At 62.1% G+C, this 17,123-nt stretch carries 17 protein-coding genes; 9 read left to right on the plus strand and 8 right to left on the minus strand.

Annotated features, from left to right (window positions below; translation table 11 throughout):
- Positions 1-18: 18 nt before the first annotated feature.
- A complete protein-coding gene (aroC, locus tag HOC_RS15280) occupies positions 19-1,110 on the minus strand; it encodes a chorismate synthase (protein WP_035540149.1) in 1,092 nt (363 codons plus the stop codon).
- 81 nt (positions 1,111-1,191) lie between these two features.
- Here aroC and pdxH point away from each other — a divergent pair, with 81 nt between their 5' ends.
- On the plus strand, positions 1,192-1,848 hold the full coding sequence (gene pdxH / locus HOC_RS15285) for a pyridoxamine 5'-phosphate oxidase (protein WP_035540150.1): 657 nt from the start codon (positions 1,192-1,194) through the stop codon (positions 1,846-1,848).
- Between the two features lie 4 nt (positions 1,849-1,852).
- On the opposite strand, the gene HOC_RS15290 is transcribed toward pdxH, so the two are convergent.
- Together HOC_RS15290 and HOC_RS15295 are read right to left on the minus strand one after the other, a co-directional pair.
- Positions 1,853-2,302 (minus strand): glyoxalase superfamily protein, encoded by a 450-nt coding sequence (locus HOC_RS15290; protein WP_035540219.1) that lies wholly within the window; start codon positions 2,300-2,302, stop codon positions 1,853-1,855.
- A gap of 204 nt (positions 2,303-2,506) precedes the next feature.
- Positions 2,507-3,541, minus strand: a complete 1,035-nt coding sequence (locus tag HOC_RS15295; protein WP_241767056.1) for a glycerophosphodiester phosphodiesterase family protein — start codon at positions 3,539-3,541, stop codon at positions 2,507-2,509.
- A 103-nt stretch (positions 3,542-3,644) separates the two neighbouring features.
- On the opposite strand from HOC_RS15295, the gene HOC_RS15300 reads away from it, so the two are divergent.
- Positions 3,645-5,270, plus strand: a complete 1,626-nt coding sequence (locus HOC_RS15300) for a long-chain-fatty-acid--CoA ligase (protein WP_035540152.1) — start codon at positions 3,645-3,647, stop codon at positions 5,268-5,270.
- 78 nt (positions 5,271-5,348) lie between these two features.
- Here the strand turns inward: HOC_RS15300 and HOC_RS15305 are convergent, their stop codons facing one another.
- Positions 5,349-5,723, minus strand: a complete 375-nt coding sequence (locus HOC_RS15305) for a hypothetical protein (protein ID WP_035540155.1) — start codon at positions 5,721-5,723, stop codon at positions 5,349-5,351.
- Positions 5,724-5,879: 156 nt separating this feature from the next.
- Here HOC_RS15305 and HOC_RS15310 point away from each other — a divergent pair, with 156 nt between their 5' ends.
- Both HOC_RS15310 and HOC_RS15315 read left to right on the plus strand, forming a co-directional pair.
- A complete protein-coding gene (locus HOC_RS15310; RefSeq protein WP_051624960.1) occupies positions 5,880-6,755 on the plus strand; it encodes a DUF1499 domain-containing protein in 876 nt (291 codons plus the stop codon).
- Between the two features lie 23 nt (positions 6,756-6,778).
- A complete protein-coding gene (locus HOC_RS15315) occupies positions 6,779-7,267 on the plus strand; it encodes a GNAT family N-acetyltransferase (protein ID WP_035540158.1) in 489 nt (162 codons plus the stop codon).
- Here HOC_RS15315 and HOC_RS15320 read toward each other — a convergent pair.
- The gene (locus tag HOC_RS15320) at positions 7,264-8,175 is read right to left on the minus strand and encodes an ABC transporter permease (RefSeq protein WP_035540162.1); all 912 of its coding nucleotides are present in this window, start codon (positions 8,173-8,175) and stop codon (positions 7,264-7,266) included. The two genes, HOC_RS15315 and HOC_RS15320, sit on opposite strands and share 4 nt — an antisense overlap.
- The gene (locus HOC_RS15325) at positions 8,175-9,146 is read right to left on the minus strand and encodes an ABC transporter permease (RefSeq protein WP_084146365.1); all 972 of its coding nucleotides are present in this window, start codon (positions 9,144-9,146) and stop codon (positions 8,175-8,177) included. Before HOC_RS15325 ends, HOC_RS15320 begins: the two co-directional genes overlap by 1 nt.
- A gap of 132 nt (positions 9,147-9,278) precedes the next feature.
- Between HOC_RS15325 and HOC_RS15330 the strand changes: the two genes are divergently transcribed.
- The 3 genes from HOC_RS15330 (at position 9,279) to HOC_RS15340 (ending at position 11,723) form a co-directional block, all read left to right on the plus strand.
- Entirely contained in the window at positions 9,279-9,689 is a 411-nt protein-coding gene (locus HOC_RS15330) for a protein tyrosine phosphatase family protein (RefSeq protein ID WP_035540165.1), read from the plus strand.
- A 147-nt stretch (positions 9,690-9,836) separates the two neighbouring features.
- Positions 9,837-10,775, plus strand: coding sequence for an ATP-grasp domain-containing protein (locus HOC_RS15335; RefSeq protein WP_035540167.1), 939 nt, complete (start codon positions 9,837-9,839; stop codon positions 10,773-10,775).
- 36 nt (positions 10,776-10,811) lie between these two features.
- Positions 10,812-11,723, plus strand: a complete 912-nt coding sequence (locus tag HOC_RS15340) for an MBL fold metallo-hydrolase (RefSeq protein WP_035540170.1) — start codon at positions 10,812-10,814, stop codon at positions 11,721-11,723.
- 8 nt (positions 11,724-11,731) lie between these two features.
- Here the strand turns inward: HOC_RS15340 and HOC_RS15345 are convergent, their stop codons facing one another.
- Both HOC_RS15345 and HOC_RS15350 read right to left on the minus strand, forming a co-directional pair.
- Entirely contained in the window at positions 11,732-13,651 is a 1,920-nt protein-coding gene (locus HOC_RS15345) for a DUF3604 domain-containing protein (RefSeq protein ID WP_035540173.1), read from the minus strand.
- 88 nt (positions 13,652-13,739) lie between these two features.
- Entirely contained in the window at positions 13,740-14,246 is a 507-nt protein-coding gene (locus tag HOC_RS15350; RefSeq protein WP_051624962.1) for a hypothetical protein, read from the minus strand.
- A 112-nt stretch (positions 14,247-14,358) separates the two neighbouring features.
- On the opposite strand from HOC_RS15350, the gene HOC_RS15355 reads away from it, so the two are divergent.
- Complete coding sequence (locus HOC_RS15355) at positions 14,359-15,984, plus strand: peptide ABC transporter substrate-binding protein (protein ID WP_035540177.1); 1,626 nt, start codon at positions 14,359-14,361, stop codon at positions 15,982-15,984.
- Positions 15,985-16,008: 24 nt separating this feature from the next.
- Positions 16,009-17,082, plus strand: coding sequence for a DUF3667 domain-containing protein (locus HOC_RS15360; RefSeq protein ID WP_035540181.1), 1,074 nt, complete (start codon positions 16,009-16,011; stop codon positions 17,080-17,082).
- The last annotated feature ends 41 nt before the right edge of the window (positions 17,083-17,123 follow it).

The raw sequence follows: 17,123 nt of genomic DNA on the forward strand, positions 1-17,123 counted from the left end.
AATAGAATGTGACAGCGACTAGCGCCCCGTCTGCCCCCGGTGGCGCAGTTTCGCATCGGCCAGCACGCAAGCCATCATGGCCTCGGCAACGGGCACGGCGCGGATGCCGACGCAGGGGTCGTGGCGGCCCTTGGTGCGCACATTCACATTCTCGCCGTCACGCGTGACGGACTTCACTTCAGTCAGGATGGACGAGGTCGGTTTGATGGCGACACGCACGACCACGTCCTGTCCGGTCGAGATGCCGCCCGCGACGCCGCCATTATGGTTCGACAGGAAGCGGATGCCGTCATTCCCGGCGCGCATCTCGTCGGCATTCTCTTCGCCGCTGAGGGCGGCGGCGGCAAAGCCTGCGCCGATCTCGACGCCCTTGACCGCATTGATGCTCATCATTGCGCCAGCCAGTTCGCCGTCGAGCTTGCCATAGATGGGCGCGCCCCAGCCTGCGGGCACGCCGCTGGCATGGATTTCGACGATGGCCCCTGTGGACGAACCTGCCTTGCGGGTCGCATCGAGGAAGTCTTCCCATTGGGCTGCCGTCTCAGCGTCCGGGCACCAGAACGGGTTCTGGTCGACCATGTCCCAGTTCCACCTGTCCCGGTCGATGGCGTGCGGGCCGATCTGGACGACGGCGCCGCGAATGGTGATGCCGTCGCCGAGGGCGCAGCGGGCCACGGCGCCAGCGGCGACACGCGCAGCGGTTTCGCGGGCGCTGGAGCGTCCGCCGCCGCGATAGTCGCGCACGCCATATTTGGCGTCATAGGAGAAGTCGGCATGGCCGGGCCGGTAGCGGTCGCGGATCTCGCCATAGTCCTTGGAGCGCTGGTCGGTATTCTCGATCATCAGCGAAATCGGCGTGCCGGTGGTGACGGGGCCGCCGGTACGGTCGTCCTCGAACACGCCGGAGAGGATTTTGACTTCGTCGGCTTCCTGGCGCTGCGTTACGAAGCGCGATGTGCCGGGGCGGCGCTTGTCGAGGAAGGTCTGGATGAACGCGGGCGTCAGCGCGAGGCCGGGAGGGCAGCCGTCAACCACACAGCCGAGGGCCGGCCCGTGGCTTTCCCCCCAGGTCGTGACGCGGAACAGATGACCGAATGTGTTGTGTGACATGTTGTGCCGCACCCCTCGTTAAAGCTGGATGCCTCCTATATGAAAACATGAAGCCTAACAAACCCGGAAAAAGGCAGATTTATCGTGTCCCCAGTCATCCCCCCTTCGCCCAGCGCCGCCGATTATGCCTCGGAGCGCGACCGGCCGCTGATCCCGCTGGTCGATAATCCGATCGCCTTCTTCAAGGACTGGATGGCCGAGGCGCGCGCGGCGGAGCTGAATGATTCCAACGCGATGTCTTTGGCGACGGTGGATTCAGACGGCATGCCGGACGTGCGGATCGTGTTGCTGAAGGAGATTTCGGACGCCGGTTTCTCGTTTTTCACGAACCTGCAGAGCATGAAGGGGCGCCAGCTGGCGACGAATCCGAAAGCGGCCCTGTGCCTCCACTGGAAGAGCCTGCGCCGTCAGGTGCGCATCCGGGGCAATATCGAACAGGTCTCCGAGGCCGAGGCTGACACGTATTTTGCCTCCCGCGCCGCGCAGAGCCGCATCAGTGCCATCGCGTCGGACCAGTCGCGCCCCTTGCCGGACCGTTCCGTGTTCGAGCAGCGGATTGCCGAGGTCTCTGAAGTTTACGGCGACGGGCCGGACATTCCGCGCCCCGCATTCTGGGGCGGGTTCCGCCTGGCGCCGACAGAAATCGAGTTCTGGCAGGACCAGGCGTTCCGCATGCATGACCGGCTGCGCTATACGCGCGTCGGCGAGGGTTGGACGACGACGCGCCTTTATCCCTGAGCCGTCAGACGATCCCGTTCAGCACGGACAGGAGCCGCATGTGCGGGTGGCCGTCGCTGGTCTTTGCCCATGAGCTGCCGTCGGACGAGATCGTCGCTTTGACGCGCTGGCGGTAGGCCGAGAAGCTTTCGAACTCGACGACATCGACCGGCTCGTCAAAGTGCAGCGTCACCTCGAAGGCCGAGCCGCCACCAATGTCGCGCACGGCGATGACGACGCCTTCAAACGGCTTCTTCAGGTAGAGCCCGCTGACGCGGTCACCGACCTGCACCGGCACTTCGGGCAGGTTGGAGAGCCGCGCCGAGGCGGTGTTCCAGTCGCGATAGCCGAGTTCGGTCGCGACGCGTTCGAGCGCGGCGGAGTGCGAGATGGGGTGACCGGCCAGTGTTTCCACGGCGCGGATTTCACGCGCACGGGCCTTCGCCTGTTCGCGGGTATTGATTTCGGGTGACATGAATTCAGGTCCTTTACCGTCGTCCAGATGCGGTCGCGTCAACGCGGGGGCTCGCCTTGCCGCAGGACCGCTGGAAGAGGTTCAGCATCCTGATGGAAACAGCCGCTGTGAGGCGCCTGTGAGATCTTCACCTTCGGGATTTTGTCCCGGCGAGCGGCTGGTGTCTCAAACCGGGGCCGCAAATACGCCGGGTTTCCGCTTGCGTCAACGTCCGCATTTCTCGCGGGCGAGGTCGTCGGACTTGAGGGCGGCCGCGACGCGGTAAGGCTCATCCGTCGCGAGGAGGACGAGGCCATTGTCGACCAGGTCCTGGTATTCGCTGCCGTCGCCATCAGCCCAGTACTGATCATCGAGGCGTTCGCCCTTGCGGCCGAGCGTGCCGAAAGCGGGCTCGACGCCTTCCTGTATATCGCGGGCCCAGGCGGCATAGTCGGGTGAGCTGGTGCCGGTCCAGGCGACGAGGCGGGTGCGGTCGACACCGCGCGCTTCGAGGCGGCCAATGTCGCGCGAGCCCTTGGCGCCGGCGGTCATCATGAGGCCTGCATCAGCCGCGGCGATCTCGGCGGCTTCATCATCGGAATAGGAAATGAGCAGCACATTGTCGCCCGCCCCGGCGGCGCGGACGGCGGACGCGATGTTTTTGAAACTGGTGGTCGGCTTGCGGTCGAGTTCGAGGATGGCGCCGGACTGTTTGGCCCAGAGGAGAACGTCGGTCAGTTTGGGCGGGTGGAAATCGGTGCGCTGGTTGTCATCATCGACCATGCGCAGGCCGGCAAGGTCCGCCCAGTCAGTGTCGGCGACATAGCCATCGCCGGTGGTTGTGCGGTTGAGGCGGTTGTCGTGCATCAGCAGCATGACGCCATCGCGGCTCTCGGCGATGTCGACTTCAAAGACGCGGATGCCCTCGGCGAAAGCATGCTGGAGCGTTTCGAGCGTGTTTTCTGGATAGCCCGGCGCCGGGCCACCCCGATGGGCCGCGATGAGCAGGCCCTTGTTCTCGCGCACGCAGTCGAAATAGGCTGGCAGGGGAAGTTTCTTCAATTCGGACAGGCTTATCGAATTGGAACCGGTGTCAGAACTGCGTGTGCCGCAAGTATCGGGGAGTGGTTTGCCCGTGTCGGGATCGAGATCGCAGGTGTAGACTTGCCCTTGGGTCGCTTCCGGATTTTCACTCTCTGTCGGCTCGGGACTGCATCCGACTGTCAGCAACATTCCGCAAAGTAACGCAAATCTCAACATGGGTGCGACTCCTCATCCTTGCATGGCAGCAATACCGCGAATAAAGCAGGGGGCAACGCAGAAATCGTCGCCTGTCTGAGGCGCACCCCATGGAGGAGACCCGATGCTCGGCATCATGCAGGACTGGCCACTCACGGTTAACAAGATTCTTGAACACGCGAACACGATCCACAGTGACCGTGAGATCATCACGCGCCGCGTGGAAGGCAATATCGTCCGCACGACTTATGCCGACCTGTTCAATACGTCGAAACAGGTCTCCAATGCGCTGAAAGACCTGAACATTGGCATGGGTGACCGGGTCGCGACGCTGGGCTGGAACTCCGAGCGCCACATGGCCTCCTGGTATGGCACGATGGGCATTGGCGCGATCCTGCACACGATCAACCCGCGCCTCCACCCTGAGCAGATCGCCTGGATCGCCAACCATGCCGAAGACAAGGTGCTGATCTTCGACAAGACCTTCCTGCCGATTGTCGAAGCCATCAAGGACCACCTGCTGACGGTGAAGACCTTCGTGATCTATGCCGATGCCGACACGATGCCGGAAAACACGCTGGGCGCCATTGCGTTTGATATCTGGGTTGATGGCCGTTCGACCGAGTGCCGCTGGGGCGACTTCCCGGAAGAGACAGCATGTGGCCTTTGCTACACGTCGGGCACGACGGGCAATCCGAAGGGCGTGCTCTATTCGCACCGCTCGAACGTGCTGCACACGCTGATCACGATGTCGAAAGATGCGATGGGCATGGGCGCCGCTGACTCTGTCATGCCGGTCGTGCCGATGTTCCACGCCAATGCCTGGGGCCTCGCCCTCAGCTGCCCCGCGACGGGCGCCAATATGGTGATGCCGGGCGCGCAGATGGATGGCGCATCGATCTATGAACTGCTCGACACCGAGAAGGTCTCGATCACGGCAGCCGTGCCGACCGTGTGGCTGATGCTGCTCAACTACCTTCAGGAAAACGACCTGAAGCTGCCGCACCTCAACCGGGTGCTGATCGGCGGTTCGGCCATTCCGGAGAAGATCCTGCGGGCCTTCGAGGAAGATTATGAAGTGGACGTGGTTCACGCCTGGGGCATGACCGAAACATCGCCGCTGGGCACGCTCGGCTCGCTGCCGCCGCACCTGATGAATGCCGATATCGACACGCGCATGAAGCAGAAGCTGAAGCAGGGACGTCCGCCCTTCGGCGTCGAGCTGAAGATCGTTGACGATTCCGGCAAGACACTGCCGCGTGACGGCAACACATCCGGCAAGCTGATGGTGCGCGGCCCGGCGATTGCGTCCGGCTATTTCAAGGGCGATGGCGGCGAAGTGCTGTGTGATGAAGGTTTCTTCGACACGGGCGACGTGGCCAATATCGACAAATACGGCACGATGACGATCACCGACCGCGCCAAGGACGTGATCAAGTCCGGCGGCGAATGGATTTCCTCGATTGATATCGAGAACATTGCTGTCGGCCACCCGAAAGTCGCCAACGCGGCAGCTATCGGCATCTATCATCCGAAATGGGATGAGCGTCCACTTCTGATCATCCAGGCTGCGCCCGGCGAAAAGCCGAGCAAGGAAGAAGTCCTGAAGTCGCTCGAAGGCAAGATCGCCAAATGGTGGACGCCGGATGATGTGGCTTTCGTGGACGAAATCCCTCTGGGCGCGACGGGCAAGATCAACAAGCTGGCCCTGCGTGAGACGTTCAAGGACTATAAGCTGCCAACAGCTTAAGGCCTTTCCAGCAGCACAAGCGGCGCCTGTGAGGGCGCTTGCTTGTGGGGCTGAATTCTACGAACTGCCGCTGCCGGGTCAGGAATCCGGCAGCGGCAGGGCGGTTGCTTGCACGGCCGGATGGCGCGGCCCGTATACCGAGGCAACGCACGAATGCGCACTACAAGAAATGAATTGCACGTATGCGGGCTCAGGGTCTTCGCCGCTGAGCGCGGCGGCGAGCTGTGGCGAGGCATGGGCCGGTTGCGGGCGCACATGCGTGCGGTCGCGCGAGTCCAGATCGATCCAGATCAGGTGGACGCGCCCGGAATGTGTCGCGCCCCAGCAATAGCGATAGCCCCGCCCATAGGTGAGCCGAATCCACGCGAGCAGGACCTGGTGCTGCAGCCATATCCACGGCCAGATTGGCACGAGATGCGCAGGCACATAATCAGGGGGCATAAGCAAAGACATCACCTGTCATCATAAGCCCGCGCGCCCGGTGTCGGAGAGATTTTCCCGACATGCCGTGATTGTTACTGACCGCAACCAGAAAACTGTTGGATAAGGCGGGGGCGACAAGTTCGGCGGGTCGCGCTATCTGATGGGAAAATCGAGGGAGTTGAGCCAATGGCAGACATGAATGATGTATCGCAGGACGCTGGCTGGCGCGGCAAGTTTGCGGGCTTTGCCCTCGGGCTCTCGATCTTTTCGGTGCTCTGGTTCGCGATTGCGGCCATAGGCACCAAGCTCGGCCTCTGGGGCTGGCAGTTCGGCCTCGGAAAGATGACGATTGGCTGGGGCCCGATGCTGCTGATGCTGGCGCTTGCCGTGTCACTGATCGCCATCCTCCTCGCCGTGATCAAGTCGCCGCGCAAGCAGGCGCTGATGCTGGCACTGGGCGCACTGCTGATTTCCACGCTCGCCTTTGGCCGCGTGATTGCCTTCAAGGGCCAGGCCGAGCGCCTGCCGCCGCTGCATGATGTGCAGACCGACTGGGCCAACCCGATCATGCCAAGCGAGGTCCTGCTGGCTGACCGCGCCGAAACGGGCGCGCTGAACCCGGTCGAGGCTGCGCCGATTGTGCCGGAGGCCGCCGATGCGCGCTGGCCGGGCACGGGTGGACGGCTTGTGTCCGAAGTGCAGGAAGAAGCTGAATTTGATCCGGCGAAGCAATCTTCGCCGAAGAACGCGCCTTATCCCATGCTGGAAACGCTGGTCGAGCCGGCCGTCTCTTATGACATGGCCTATGAAGCGGCCCTCGAAGCGGTGAAGGCGCGCGGCTGGACCGTTGTGACCGACGACGTTCAGTCCGGCAGCATCGAAGCGACGGTGAGTTCCTTCTGGTTCGACTTCAAGGATGACGTGATGATCCGCGTCATGCCCGAAGGCGAAGGCTCGCGTATCGACGTGCGCTCGATCAGCCGGGTTGGCCTGTCGGACCTTGGCGCGAACTCGAAACGCGTCAGCGACCTGCTCAACGAAATCCAGACGCGCCTGAATTAGGCCTTTGTTCCGGGAGGCGGGCCATGCGCCAGCCGGATGGCGATCTGACGGTTCGCGCCTATCGGGGCGAGGACGTGCCGCGGCTTGCGGAGATATTCCGCGAGGCCGTGGCGGCGATTGGCCCTGCGAATTATAGCGAGACACAGGTGGCCGCCTGGCTCGGGCGTGTGCCGTCAGCGGATGCGCTGGCCGAGCGTCTGGGTGATGGGCGGCGCGTCTGGGTGCTGGCGGATCAGGCCGGGTGTGCCTTCGCCTTTATCGATCTCGAGCCTGACGGGCATATCGACCTGCTCTACGCGTCGCCGGCGATTGCCGGGAGGGGCGCCGTCGCGGTTCTGTTCGCAGAACTCGAAGGGCATGCGCTGACGGTGGGTATGGCGCGGCTTCATGTTGAGGCCAGTGCGGCGGCGCGGCGGTTTTTCCTGAAGCAGGGCTTTGCCGTGGTGCAGCGCCGCACGTTCGAGATCGACGGCGTTGAGATCCATAATTTCGCGATGGAGAAGGTGCTTTAGCGCTCTTTCGGGTCGAGCGCGTCGCGCAGGCCGTCGCCGATGAAGTTGAGGCAGAGCAGCGTGACCGCCATGGTAATGGCAGGCGCCAGCAGCATCCATGGCTTCTCGCCCATCGTCTTGGCGCCTTCCGATATCAGCACGCCGAGCGATGTCAGCGGCTCGTTCACGCCGAGGCCGAGGAAGGAGAGGAAGCTTTCCGCCAGGATCACGACCGGGATGGTGAGCGTGACATAGACGGCCACGGGGCCGATCACGTTGGGCAGGATGTGGCGCAGGATGATCGCGCGGCGCGACACGCCGGAGGCACGGGCGGCCTCAATGAATTCCTTGCCTTTGATAGCGAGGGTCTGGCCGCGCACGATGCGCGCCATGGTCAGCCATTCGATGGCGCCGATGGCAGCGAAGATCAGCACGATGTTCCGCTCGAACACGGTGAGCAGCAGGATGACGAAGAAGATGAAGGGCAGGGCGTAGAGCACGTCGACGATGCGCATCATGAAATTGTCGATGCGGCCGCCGAGATAGCCCGCTGTGGCACCCCATGTGACGCCGATGACGAGGCTGACAGCCGTCGCCACAACGCCGACCATGAGCGAGATGCGCAGGCCGATCATCAGGCGGGCGAACAGGTCGCGGCCCTGGATGTCAGTGCCGAGGATGTGCCCGCCCTCCAGTGTGGGGGCGATTGTCCGAAGGTCGGAGATTTCCTTGTAGTCATTCATCCAGACCATCGGCCCGAACACGGCGACGATCACGATGACACCAAGGATCCACATCGAGATGACGGCGGCCTTGTTGCGGAACAGGCGCGCGCGGGCATCGTCCCAGAGGGAGCGGCCGCCGACAATGGCCTGGCGGACGGGCTGGATACGGCCGGTCGGGTCGAGGAGGGGGTCGATATCGGTCATCAGTCGTACTTCACTTTGGGGTCAAGCACCGCATAGAGCACGTCGGCGACGAGGTTCAGGATTACGATCAGGCCCGCATAGACAATGATGGCGCCCATCACGAGCGTGTAGTCCCGGTTGAGGGCGCCGTTGACGAAATAAGAGCCGAGGCCCGGCAGGCCGAAAATTTTCTCGATGACAACGGAGCCGGTCATGACACGGGCCATGGCGGGGCCAGCATAGGAGATCAGGGGCAGCATGGCCGCCGGCAGGGCGTGGCGCACGATGACCTGCTGTTCCGAGAGGCCTTTCGAGCGCGCGGTGCGGATGTGATTGGAGCGCATGGTCTCGATGATCGAGGCACGCATGAGGCGCGAGATGATGGCGATCTGCGGCAGGGCGAGGGCGACGACCGGGAGGGTCATGTTGTGCCAGTTCATGCCGATGTTCGGGTATTCGCCAAGGCCGCCAACGGCGAAGATGCCGGCGCCAAGGGAAAGGAGGAGGATCAGGATTGGCCCTGTCACGAAGGTCGGGATGGATATGCCAGCCATGGCGACGCCCATGACGGTGAAGTCTGCCGCCGTGTTTTGTCGGAGCCCCGCAAAGACGCCGAGCAGCGTGCCAAGCCCGAGACCGAGCAGCATGGCGAGGGAGCCGATTGTAAGCGAAATCGGCAGGCCGTCGGCAATCAGCTGGTTAACGCTCTTGCCGAGTGTCTTGTAGGACGGCCCGAAATCACCCTGCAGCACACCGCCGACATAGTTGAAATACTGTTCGTGGAGCGGCTTGTCGAAGCCGAACTTGGCCGCGATGGCCTGTTCCGTGGCGGCGGGCAGTTTGCGCTCGCCATCAAAAGGTCCGCCCGGCGCGGCGCGCATCATCAGGAAGGCCATCGTGATAATGGCCAGCATTGTCGGGATGGCAATCAGGAGGCGCCGGAACGTATAGGCCCATGGAACGCGGCTGAGAGCTCTCTGGAGGGATGACAAGGGCGGGAGACTTTCTGTTGATAACACGGCGAAATCCCGAAAGATTGCGCGTGCCGCTTGGAAGGTTGCGCCATCCTCCTTAGCTTGTGTACAGAGCCAATCAAGACTGCGGCAACATTCAGGATATTTCCCATGGCAGACATTCGACGCGTAACCGACGCCTTTTCCGTCGCTCCGCAAATCTCCGAGGATGATGTGGAGGCGATTGCCGCCGCCGGTTACAAGACACTTGTGGCCAACCGTCCCGATGGCGAGGGTGGTGTCGACCAGCCCCGCATGGGCGCAATAAGGGCAAAAGCCGAATCGTTTGGCCTGAGCTTTGCGGCCTTGCCATTCTCCGGCGCGCCCACGCCTGAAATCGTCGAGCGGATGGCCAACATCCTGAACGAGGCGCCCCAGCCGGTTCTGGCATATTGCCGCACGGGCACCCGCAGCATCACGGCCTGGGCCCTGACGCAGGCCGGACAGGGCTCTGCTGACGATATCATTGATGCCGCAGCGGCCGCCGGATATGATCTGTCCAGTCTTGAGTCGCTGCTCTAGCGCGGGGCAGGCCACTTGATGACGCCAATTGTGATCAATTATTCACAATTGCGCCGCATTAAGTGTGTTGTCAGTGATTAACCGCCGTGCGAGGCAGACGGACCGAGGGTGCAGCCATCCGTTGTTCCCGCGACAGGAGTTGACCCGATGTCAGAGCGTCTCTGGATCACGGATTTCAAATACGACGAGGGTACGATCCTGGTGAAGAAAACCGGGCACCGGATTGTTCCGGACCTGTCGCTCCTGCACAGCATTTTTATCTGGTTCTGCTTCTATTTCTTTGCCCAGACATGGCGCACATGGCGCCGCGTAACGGGTCACAAGCGCCCGACCATCGCCTTTTATCCTGACAAGCCGCGCCCCTGGTATTTCATCTGGCCGGTCATGCACGTCTCCGGCGCCAAGCTGATTGATGACGTCTCGACCGCCGACATTGTTTTCCAGTTCGACGATTCCACCGAAACCGACAACGCCATTCCCGCCGTCAAAGAGGGCGCACGCCTCGTCAATTTCGGCTGCCAGGATGTGTCCAAATCCACCGTCGCCGAAGTGTTCGAGCGCGCCTCCGGCTATACGCTGAAAGTTGATCCGACCACCCATCAGGGACGCATGGTCGAGAAATCTGAAATGAATGCCGCGCATGACGGCCGCGTGCTGGAAGGCCCGCTCGATGCCCCGGTCGAAGGCAAGGCTTACCAGCTGCTGATCGATAACGAGATCGAAGGCGGACTGGTCGAAGACCTGCGCTGCTGCCTCGTCGGCGGACGCCCGACCGTTGTGTTCCGCAAGCGCCGCCCTCTGGAGCGCCGCTTCCTCAACGAGAATGTTGAAGTTTTGCTCGATGAGCCTGCCAATTGCTACACGGCTGATGAAATTGCTGTGATTGAGCGTTTTGCTGCAGAGCTTGGGCTGGACTGGGGCGGGGTAGACGTCCTACGTGACCGGATGTCTGGTCGAATCTATATCGTCGATGCGAACAAGACCGACATGGGTCCCCCAGTGGCGCTTAAACTGGCTGCGAAGCTTCGCGCCACGCGCCGCATGGCCCGGGCCTTTGCCGGGGCGTTCGCACCGAAGAAGCGCTGACCGGCGCAAGCAAGGCGAAAGTTCAAGAGTTATACAATGGCAATTCCCTACGTCCGCGGCATCGAATTCGAATATGGCGAGGTCCAGCAGGTCTCACCGCTGATCCGCCGTGTCATCGCCAACAATCCGGGCCCGTTCACCTATGTCGGCACAGGCGTCTACATTGTGGGCCATGGAGAGGTTGCGGTCATCGATCCCGGCCCGATGGACGAGACGCATTTTGCCGCCCTGAAGAAAGCCCTCGAAGGCGAGACCGTGACGCACGTTCTGGTCACGCATGGCCATTCTGACCATTCTCCGCTCGCCATGCCGATGGCCGAATGGGCTGGCTGCAAGACCTATGCGAAGAATTGCGGTGTGCCGACGGCCAAGGGCGAACTCGGCAGCGCTGACGATCTTGGCTTCATGCCCGATGTCATGGTCGGTGACGGCGACACGTTCTCCGGCCCCGGCTGGACGATCGACGTGATCGAGACGCCGGGCCATACCTGCAACCACCTCTGTTTTGCCCTGCGCGAAGAGAATGCCTGCCTCTCCGGTGATCATATCATGGGCTGGTCCACGACCGTCGTTGCGCCGCCGGATGGCGACATGGCCGACTATATGGACAGTCTCGAGAAGATCCGTGTGAAGGGTTTCGACACGCTGTGGCCGACGCATGGCGACCCCGTGCGCGGCAAGGACTTCGTCAACGAGTTCATCACGGAATACGCCAAGCACCGTCGCGCCCGCGAAGCGGCGATCCTCGAACACCTGCGAAACGGTCAAACGTCTATCCCGGCCATGGTCGAGATCATGTATGCCGATGTCGAGAAACGCCTCCACCCTGCGGCGGCCATGTCTGTGCTCGGCCACATGATCGCGCTCATCAAGACCGGTGTCGTGGTCTCGCCTGATGCGGAGCCCACCGTGCGGTCACGTTTCGAACTCGTCCGCACGGCGGCCTGAGGCCTAGTTTACTCGCCAGAATAGCCCCCATACCAGATCGGCGACGACCAGGCGCGCTCCTGCAGCATTTTCGGCAATTCCGGATTAGGCGGCGTGCCTGCACGCTCCGCATCCCAGGTTGACCAGCGACAGGTCGGGTTTTCCAGCACACGCACATAATAGGCCGCTTCAAGGTCCGGCGCGAAATCCGGGTCCTGCCAGTAGGCTTTCAGTTCGCTGGCGCCGCTGCCAGGCTTAGTGCTGCAATCGGAAATGTCGACGCTGGCCCCATTGTCCGGGCAGCGATGGGTTGTCGCATCCGGAACGGCGCCGCCGGAACAGGCGACATCGTGAACGGCCTCGTGCGTTTCTCCGCCATCGGACCAGACTTTCACGACCTGCGCCCGTTGCAGCGGCGCGCTCAGCGGATCGCGGATCGCCCAGACAAGGAAGCCCGGTGCAGCATCGCCGCTGACCTTCTCAAGCTGGCCGCCCATCGGCACGCCCTCCGCATAGGCTGTTTCAAGCAGCGCAGCCGAGCCCAGCATTTCGGGCGCGTAATCCATGCCGGCAAAGAAGCGCACCTTCATGCGCGGGCCGGATGTGCCGAAGGTTTCCTTGCGCCGCATGGCGTCGAAAATGGCCTCGCGCGTGTTGGACTCGGCCCAGACACCGGCCAAGCCGCTGGAGCTGAACTGCGTCGCGGTGATCTGCCGTCTGGTGCTCGGGTCTTCGGCGCCCTCCCATGTCGCGGCGCCGTTTGGCGGAACGGATCGGCGGGCTTCGGGGCTGGCACCGTCCTGGGGTGTCTTGCCCCAATGGAATTCCTCGACCAGCGAGGCCGCCGCAACATGCGTGTCGCTGGAGCTGATGAGGCCGAACTTGAAGGGGTTGAAGCCCTCGGTTTCCTGCAACGCCAGGCCGGCCTTGTAGGCGGGGCGAACAAAGTCGCCTGCGCTGGGCGTCGACTTGACCGTGCTGCCGATGAAATACTCGTACTGTTCGAAATCGGCCCATTCATCATTGGGCGACAGGGTGGGGGCGGTTTCCGACGTGCCCTTGACCTGTGACACTTCCACAAGTGGCTCGTTGCGCATGCGGGTCGTGGCATAGCCAGCGGTCAGGGGCTCGCCCTTGTATGTCTGCAGGGCGAACATCTGGCCGTTCGAGGCATTCGAATTATGCGGGATCGCAAGCACATCCCGGCCGTCTGCGCGCTCGGTCTCCATCCAGGCCCAAAGGTCTTCCGGATTGGTGGAATCGAGCGTCGAGAACAGGCGCGCGGGCGCCTCGCCACGGAAGATGACGTTGCGGTGCAGGTTCGCAGCGGCGGCCGGGCCATCGCCGGGAACCGGCAGCATGGAGGTGAATTCATAGCCCGAAAATGCGGTGAACTTGCCCGGCTCATTGTTGCCTTCAGCCGAGGCGATCGTCGCGGCCCAGACGGAATCGATGAGGTCGCGGTCATAGATTTCCTCAATCTCCTGTCCTGTCACCACGGTCATCCCAACGCGCAGGAAGGACGTGCCGGGATCGGTGGCGTCCGGGCCGAACACCGATTGCGCCAGGGCTGTCTGCGAGAGGGGGGACGAGGCCGTGTCCATCGCAGGGACCACGCCGAGATATTCGCCATGGTCCGTGACAGCGAGGAAGTCGAGCGGCGGGCCGGCGAGCTTGATGTCATAACCCGCCGGATGCCGGATCGCTTCGCCCTTGGCGAAGCGGTAGGCATCATCGGGCGTCGCCCTTACGCCGAAGATATAGGCGTCGAAGGAATTGCTGGTATGGACATGGACGTCGCCGAAATAGGCATTCCGTGTCGGGTTGGCGTCGACCGTGGCGGTGGCCGGGGGCGGCGGGGCCGCCTCAAGATCCGTCGTGATCTGCGTACTGGGCGCGCATGCGGCCAGGGCGAGGGCGGGCAGGGCCCATCCCGTAAATCTGCTCATGTTGTTTCCTCCCGTGTACCTTTTGCCGGTACTTGTGGGAGAGAGTGACGAATGGACCCTCGCTTGCCAAGGGAAAATCGAGGCGGCGCTATTGTTCCCGGCGAACCCGGAAGGCCATGCCGCCATCGATCTTCATCTTGTAGCTGCCAAGGGCGGCCGCATAAATACGGGCTTCGGAAGGATTTTTGGCGCGAATCCGCATGCCGTCATTCTGCACCCAGACCTGTCCGCCTTCGAGCGTGATACGCAACTTCCCTGCAGCGTCGCGGCTGACCGATTTCACGGCAAGCGTCACTTCGTCGAATTTTTCCTGCGAGCCGTCGTCATTCTTGAACCCGAAAGAGCGCAGGGACGGCATGGAGAATCCGAAGGTTTCGCGCTTGGCCTGCTCGACTTCGGCACGGGTGACCGTGGTCACTTCACCAGCCTCTTCAGCAGCTTTGAGGCGTCCGACGGCGGCGTCATAGCAGGCCAGGCGCTCGTCATTGCCGGTGATTTCGGCGCAGGCATAAACGTCCCCGGTTGAGGCATTTTCTGCAATGGCAGGCAGCGAAACAAGGCAGATCGCGGCAATCGCGCTCAGGAATCGGGTCATTTCGGGGCGTCCTCCATAATCGTTTTACGACGCAGGCTTCCCAAAGCTGCATCAGTCTGGCAGCAGTGTGGCAAATCTGGCGAGAGCCGGGAAGCCACCGGAGACAGGAAACATGTTGCTGAAATCCCTGATGAGTTCGACCCTCGCCGCTGCTTTGGCGCTCACACTGGCCGCTTGTGGCGGTGGTGGCAGCACAGCGGCCGACGATGTGCCGACCCTGCGCAGGGGTATTTCAGCCAAGGTCGACACGCTCGATCCACACAAGTCATCGGCCCAATGGGAGAATATTGTCATTGGCGACATGATGATCGGCCTGATGACTCATGGCCAGGACGGCAAGCCGGTGAATGGCATGGCCGAAAGCTATGAAACCACCGACGATGGTCTGGTCTGGACCTTCCATCTGGGGGATTATGTGTGGTCGGACGGTGAGCCGGTGACGGCGGGTGACTTCGTTTATGCCCTGCGCCGCATCCAGAACCCGACGATCGCGTCGCAGTATGCGTCGCTGCTTTACGTCATCAAGAATGCCGCCAAGGTGAATTCAGGGGAGATGGCGCCGGAAGAGCTTGGCGTGCGGGCCATTGATGACAAGACGCTTGAGGTCACGCTCGACTATCCCGCGCCCTATTTGCCGGGCCTCCTGACCCATTACACGACCTATCCGGTACCTCAGCACGTCGTGGAGCAATATGGTGACGCCTGGATTCAGCCGGGCAACATCGTCACCAATGGCCCTTACAAGCTGGTCTACTGGCGCACCGGCGACCAGCTCGTGTCGGAAAAGAACCCGACGGGCTTCGGCGCCGCGGATGTCTGTTTCGATCGTATTGTGTATTACGAACTCGAGGACCAGACGGCCGTCGAGAACAAGATTGAAGCCGGCGAACTGGACATCAACAATGCATTCGATGGGGCCCGCAAGGCCGAGCTGGAACAGAAGTTCCCCGGCTGGCCGCATACTTCACCGTCCCTGATCACGACCTATTGGTCATTCAATTCCACGCAGCCGCCGTTCGACGATATCCGCGTTCGCAAGGCCCTTGCCATGGCGCTGGACCGGGAGTTCATCACGCGCAACGTGCTGACCTCCGGCTATGTGCCGGCTTATTCCATGGTGCCTCCGGGCATCGACAATTACGATGTCGAGCGCCCGTCCGTCGAATGGAAGGACATGCCCCGCGCAGACCGTCTCGCCGAAGCCCGGCGCCTGCTTGAGGAAGCGGGCTATGGCCCGAACAAGCCTTTCCGCTTTGAATTCATTCACCGCTCGACCGACGACAACCCCAAGGCCGCCCCGGTCGCGCAGCAGAACTGGGCCGAAATTGCCCCATGGGTTGATCCGGTCATCATCAAGCAGGACACCAAAGTGCTGTATGCCCGCCTGCGCCAGTCCGACTTCCAGGTCGCCGATGGCGCCTGGGTCGCCGATTATGATGATCCGCTGAACTTCCTGTACCTGCTGGAATCCAATACCGGCCAGCAGAACTATGGCCGCTACAAGAACCCGGAATATGACGCGCTTCTGGCCAAGTCCAATGCTGAGATGGACCTGAAGACACGGGCCGAAACCTTTGCCGAGGCCGAACAGCTGATGCTGAACGACTATCCAATTACGCCGATGTGGTTCCAGGTGACCAAGAATCTCGTCGATCCCACCCTGACGGGCTGGACCGACAATGCAGTGGATCAGCACCGTTCGCGCTACATCTGCCGGGAGGGCATGAAGGCCGAATAGGGCTCAGCGTCGCGGGAGGGCGGCATGGAGCATGACATCGAAGCAGCTGGCGCTGCCTCCCTTGGGGGTCTGTCCAAGGGGGCGCATCACCCGGTGAATTCCGGCCAGCCGTGCGAGAATTGCGGCGTGGTGGTGCCCGACCGCTTCTGCTCGGCCTGCGGCCAGCTCGCCTCCAGCTTCCACCGGCCTCTATGGGCGCTGGTGACCGAGAGCATCGCCGACATGTTTGCGCTGGACGGGCGGCTCCTCCGGTCGCTGCCCATGCTGATGTTCCGTCCGGGGCGGATGACGCGCAACTATCTTGATGGCAAGCGGGCACGCTATGTGCCGCCGTTCCGCATGTTCCTGCTGGCATCGGTGATCTTCTTCCTGACGATCTTCACGATGAACGATACGCAGCGCTGGTTCGAGGGCTGGACATTCGACCCGTACAGCAAGAGCGGCATGGACTTCTCCCCCAGCGCAATTGACGCGGCCCTGGAAGCGCCGCCGGCTGACGCGCCTGCGGGTCCCGAAACGCCACCAGTGGATGACGTCGTTGCGGACAGCGTGCGGTTTGCCGACATCATGCAGCCGGACGGCACGATCGACCGGGCCAAGTTGCACGAAATGGTCAAGCAGCAGGCAAGTCCGGGGACGACAGATGCGGAGCTCAGGACCAGTTATCTCGCTGCCGACAAGGCCGCAACCGTTTACGAGAACCAGGACCGTTTCGGCGTTAGGTTGCGGCAATGGGCACCGCGCTTCAGTCTTCTCTTCCTGCCGGTTTTCGCGCTACTGTTGACGCTGATGTACGCTTGGTGGCGCAAGTTCTATGTATTTGACCACCTTGTCGCCAGCCTGCACTTCCAGACGTTCCTGTATATTCTGGGGACACTTGTGCTGCTCTTTACGGCCATTTTCCCCCATTTGGCCTATGCGGCGCCCGGAGCGGCTCTTCTGGCAGTTTTTGTTTATATTTACAGGATGTTAAGGGTAATTTACGGCTCTGGTCTTGTCGCGTCCCTGCTCGGCGCTACCATCCTCCTGATTTTCAGCATGATATTGCTCGTCAGCCTTGCTGTCGGCCTAGTCATTCTCAGCTTCGTGCTCACCTGAGGCAGGAAATACCCTCAACTGAGGCAAATAAACCACACCCT

The sequence above is a fragment of the Hyphomonas oceanitis SCH89 genome, from assembly GCF_000685295.1.
In the GTDB taxonomy this organism is placed as follows: Bacteria; Pseudomonadota; Alphaproteobacteria; order Caulobacterales; family Hyphomonadaceae; genus Hyphomonas; species Hyphomonas oceanitis.